Consider the following 4,608-nt stretch of genomic DNA (forward strand, 5'->3'; position numbering starts at 1 on the left):
CGGTCGACGCGTTATGGCTCGATCACGCCTGGCGCAAGGACCAGATTCTCGAGGCGTATCTCAATCTCGTGCCGTTTCGCGGTGAAATCGTGGGTTTATCGGCTTTATCGCAGACCTTGTTCGGCAAGCTTCCGTCCGGGCTGAACGAGCGTGAAGCCGCGCTTACCGCCGCGCTGGTGCGTGCGCCGAATGCGAATTACGCGAAGGTATCAGCGCGGGCGTGCGGCATTTTGCGGGACATGGACCGGGCGAGGCCTGCAGCCACGGATCCGTGCGCAAACCTCGACAGCTACGTGCAATTGACACTCACGCGGACCGCTTCCGCTTCTGCGTCTACCTCGCCGCGGTCTTCGGAATATGACGCGCTCGCGCCGCACTTCGCGCGCCGTGTGGCTAGCGAAGTGCATCCGGCAGCAGGCGCGCGGGTCCAGTCCACGCTCGACGCTTCGCTGCAGCGCTTCGCCCGCGACTCGCTCGCGCGTACCTTGCTCGAACTCAACTCGCGCGCGCATCAGCGCAATGTGCATGACGGCGCCGCGATCGTCATCGATAACCGCAGCGGCGAGATCCTCGCGTGGGTCGGCTCGGCGGGAGGCTTGTCGAATGCGCCGGAAGTCGATGCCGTCGTCGCGTTGCGCCAGGCCGGCTCGACGCTGAAGCCGTTCTTGTACGCTCAGGCCATCGACGAAAAGCGTCTCACACCGGCCTCTTTGCTCGATGACGCCCCACTCGATCTCGCCACCGGTGGCGGCCTGTATATCCCGCAAAACTACGATCACGATTTCAAGGGATGGGTGAGCATGCGCACGGCGCTGGGGTCGTCGCTGAATGTGCCGGCCGTGCGCACGCTGGTGATGGTCACACCGCACCGGTTCGCGAAAACGCTGGTGTCACTCGGCCTGCCGCTCACGCAAGCCGGCGATTACTACGGCTTCAGTCTCGCGCTAGGCAGCGCCGATGTGACGCTCGCGACACTTACGAACGCGTACCGGACGCTCGCGAACAGCGGCCTCACTGGGCCGATGTCCGACTTGCCGACGCATACCGCCGCTACATCCGGCACGCGAGTTTTCAGTCCGCAAGCGAGCTTTATCGTGACGAACATCCTCGCCGATAACAACGCGCGCACACGCACCTTCGGTTTCGACAGCGTCCTCGCCACGCGCTTTTTCAGCGCCGTGAAAACCGGCACGAGCAAGGACATGCGCGATAACTGGGCGGTCGGCTACACGTCGCGTTATGCGGTGGGCGTGTGGGTAGGCAACGCGGACGGTGCGCCAATGTGGGATGTCTCCGGCGTCACCGGGGCCGCGCCTGTGTGGGCTGCATTAATGAATTACCTGCACCGGCGTACCCCGAGCCGCGCACCAGTCGCGCCACCGGGCGTGGTGCAGACGAAAATCGTTTATCAAAATGATATCGAGCCGGCGCGCGACGACTGGTTCCTGAGCGGCACGCAAATGTCACGGATCGCGTTGTCGTCGAATGCGGAAGGCGCGGCCGTACGTAACGGCACGGCCCGGATCGCGTCTCCCACCGACGGCACTATTTTCGCGCTCGATCCCGATATTCCCGCCGCGCGCCAGCGGATCTGGTTCGAGAGCGCCCAAAGCGCGCCGGCGGGCAGCGTGTGGCGGCTTGACGGCAAGTTGGCCGGTCCTTCTCGCTCAACTAACACGACACGAATGGCATGGTTGCCTTGGCCGGGGCATCACACGCTGGAACTGATCGACCGCCAAGGCGTAGTCGTCGATTCCGTGAAATTCGAAGTACGCGGCGCGTTTGCGAAAATCAAGACAAAGGGTTAATAAGCTTAGACCCGAAGGCTTAAACGCGAAGGATCAAACCCGGCATTCGCGCAACGAGCGCGTCAATTCCGACAAGCTTATATCCGGAAATGTTAAATCTGGACTGACCCGCCCTCATCCGCCATGAGTCTGGTGATAATCGCTAAACGGAATTGAAACTAGCGAGCGGATTGGGTACAACCGGCAAAATAATAGCCAGTGATGTTGTAAAAAATAATCCCGCTCACACCGGACGGGGGTCGCTGCCATTATCCTGACCCGCATTTTGTCCTATGCTTGTTGGACTTTCTGGCCAAGCTCCAGTTAGGCCGGCATCGATTCCTCTTTTTATTTTTCAACCTGGAGCACTTGTCATGCTTAAAAAGCTGTTGATGCTGTGTCTGGCCCTCGCGTTGTCCATAGGCGCCGCGTTCGCGGCTGTCGACGTCAATACGGCGGACCAAACCTCCCTTGAAGCGGTAAAGGGGCTTGGGCCGGTAAAGTCGAAGGCGATCATCGACGAACGGACGAAGAATGGCCCGTTCAAGGATGCCGACGATCTCGCCAGCCGCGTGAAAGGCCTCGGCACGAAGTCCGTGACGAACCTGGAGCAGGCCGGGCTGACGATCGGCGGATCATCCGCGCCGCCCGCGGGTTTGAAGGCCGGCAAGTCACGGACAGTGACCAACGCGGACACCGCAACGCCCGCGAAATCGACGGTGAAGTCTTCCACCGCCGCAACCGCCGCTACATCACCCGCTGCGACCACGGCCACGACGCCGGCAGCGACGCCCGCAGCGACGCCGGACGCGGCTTCCACTACCAAGGGCAAGAAGGGTAAAAAAGCCAAGGCCAGCGCGGCAGCTAGCTCAAGTACGGCGACGAGTACGGCGCCCACAGCGACGGCCGACGCGGCGTCAGGAGCGAGCGGCGCCAAGGCGTCGAAGAAGTCCAAGAAAAAGAAAGCCGCCAGCGACGCGGCAGCAACCTGAGGACGGCGACGCGCTTCGGCGCTGAATCCCGAGCGTGAAATGGCCATCAACGCACAGCTCGAATTCATGCCGCCCAGGTCGCCTTGCAGCAGAAACAGTCTGGCCGTTCCTCAACGAACGGCACGTTTTCCGTCCGGCACTGGCAAACCGGCATGACGCCGGACGGCATTTAACCAGCATCGTTTTCAAGTGAGACAGCCATGAGCCTACTCGATACCCTCGCCTCCTCCTTCGGCAACTCGTCTCAAGGCGGCGGCGCACAGTCCGGCCTAGTCGCGATTGCGATGGAATTCGTCAACAACCAGCCCGGCGGCCTGAACGGCTTGATTCAGCGATTCCATGAAAATGGCGCGGGCGATATCGTCTCGTCGTGGATCAGCAACGGTGAAAACAAACCCATCAGTTCGGACACCGTAACCAACGTACTCGGTTCGGATGCGGTCAGCCAGATGGCGCAGAAAGCTGGCCTGTCCGGCGACCAGGTTTCCGGCATCCTGGCTTCAGTGTTGCCGCATCTCGTGAACCAAGCGACGCCGGACGGCCAGGTGCCAGCAGACGGCAAGCTGGACGTAGGCAGCTTGCTGGGGTCTCTTGGTGGCCTTGGCGGTCTGGCGGGCCTGTTCGGCAAGAGCGAAGAACCGAAGGCGTAAGTGGTTTTCGCCCGGTTTTAGGAAGTAGTAAAAGAAGCAAAAAGGGGCAACGGAGTGATCTGTTGCCCCTTTTTGTTGGTGCGACGAGTCTCGGCGCTCAGGCCTTTGGTTCCCCGGCTCGTGTATCCGGCTTCAATATTTGTAGCCTTGGCGGGCCAGCAACTTCCAGCCCTTCCCGGACTTCTTCCACACCATTAGCTGATCCAGTTCGACATCGGTCTTCTTGCCGCCGCTTTCGACCGTCGTCGAAAAATGATCGCGCACAATCGCGTTATCGCCGGCTAGCGTCGTGCTCGGCTTGGTCAGGTCGATTCGCCGATAGTGCGTCTGGCCGCTCGTGAGCGTATCGATATAAACCTGTTGATTCTGGACTGCTCCGTTCGAGTGACCGTAGCTCAAGGTGCTGGCGGTGAGTGCCTTCAGTTCGTCGCCGTTGGCGGCGATCATTGCGGCGTGCAAGCGCTGGACGGCAGTGTCGAGCGACGCCTGATCGCCGCTCTTTGCGTGAACGTTGACCGATGCGGCGCACACAACGGTCGCTGCCAACAGCATCTGGAGTTTTGTCATGGAGATTTTGATGTTGGGTTAACAATGAGATCAGACGTCAGATAATAATCTTCTACCTGTATTTGTAGTTCACATGGCCAATGCGCCATATCCAGATCAGACGTCAGATAAATTCTATGAAGGTTAGCACGGTACTTGTGCACTGCGAATCAGGTTAACCCGGGCAAGCCTGACCATGCCCAACCACCGCTTACGATAAAAAACGCCCGACAAACTTCGTCGGGCGTTCCTCAACGGCAACAGTCCATCAAGACTGGCATAGATCCAGCAAGCGTCGTTTAGTGCACGACGCGATCGAACACCAGCTCGCCATCCCGCATATCGACAGGGATCACGTCCTTCGGTCCGAACTTGCCGGCCAAAATCAGCTTCGCGACCGGGTTCTCGATCTGCTGCTGGATCGCGCGCTTCAACGGCCGAGCACCAAACACCGGGTCGTAACCCACTTGGCCGATGTGTTCCAGCGCGGCATCGGACACGTCGAGTTGCATCTCCAGCTTCGCCAGCCGTTCATGCAGCCGCTGCAACTGGATCTTCGCGATCGACTGAATGTTCTCGCGGTCGAGCGAATGAAACACCACGACGTCGTCGATACGATTCAGGAACTCCGGC

At 60.2% G+C, this 4,608-nt stretch carries 4 protein-coding genes and 1 pseudogene; 3 read left to right on the forward strand and 2 right to left on the reverse strand.

Going from position 1 to position 4,608, the window contains the following annotated elements:
• From JWR14_RS09180 to JWR14_RS09190, 3 genes are all read left to right on the forward strand, one after another.
• On the forward strand, positions 1–1,808 hold a 1,808-nt coding region (locus JWR14_RS09180), incomplete at its 5' end, for a penicillin-binding transpeptidase domain-containing protein (RefSeq protein WP_299704834.1).
• A gap of 353 nt (positions 1,809–2,161) precedes the next feature.
• On the forward strand, positions 2,162–2,779 hold the full coding sequence (locus JWR14_RS09185; RefSeq protein ID WP_299704838.1) for a helix-hairpin-helix domain-containing protein: 618 nt from the start codon (positions 2,162–2,164) through the stop codon (positions 2,777–2,779).
• Positions 2,780–2,979: 200 nt separating this feature from the next.
• Positions 2,980–3,429 carry a YidB family protein gene (locus JWR14_RS09190; RefSeq protein WP_299704841.1) on the forward strand — a complete coding sequence of 150 codons (450 nt, stop codon included), beginning with the start codon at positions 2,980–2,982 and terminating at the stop codon, positions 3,427–3,429.
• Positions 3,430–3,561: 132 nt separating this feature from the next.
• Here the strand turns inward: JWR14_RS09190 and JWR14_RS09195 are convergent, their stop codons facing one another.
• Both JWR14_RS09195 and JWR14_RS09200 read right to left on the reverse strand, forming a co-directional pair.
• Positions 3,562–3,996 (reverse strand): nuclear transport factor 2 family protein, encoded by a 435-nt coding sequence (locus tag JWR14_RS09195; protein WP_299704844.1) that lies wholly within the window; start codon positions 3,994–3,996, stop codon positions 3,562–3,564.
• 278 nt (positions 3,997–4,274) lie between these two features.
• Positions 4,275–4,608 (reverse strand): annotated as a pseudogene (locus JWR14_RS09200) (type VI secretion system ATPase TssH); the annotation flags it as partial.

This window comes from Caballeronia sp., from assembly GCF_028292365.1.
GTDB lineage: Bacteria > Pseudomonadota > Gammaproteobacteria > Burkholderiales > Burkholderiaceae > Caballeronia.

What these genes read in the sequence shown, in the direction of transcription:
- JWR14_RS09185 (WP_299704838.1), top strand. Translation starts at nt 2,162, where the DNA reads ATGCTTAAAAAGCTGTTGATGCTGTGTCTGGCCCTCGCGTTGTCCATA.
- JWR14_RS09190 (WP_299704841.1), top strand. Translation starts at nt 2,980, where the DNA reads ATGAGCCTACTCGATACCCTCGCCTCCTCCTTCGGCAACTCGTCTCAA.
- JWR14_RS09195 (WP_299704844.1), bottom strand. Translation starts at nt 3,996, where the DNA reads ATGACAAAACTCCAGATGCTGTTGGCAGCGACCGTTGTGTGCGCCGCA.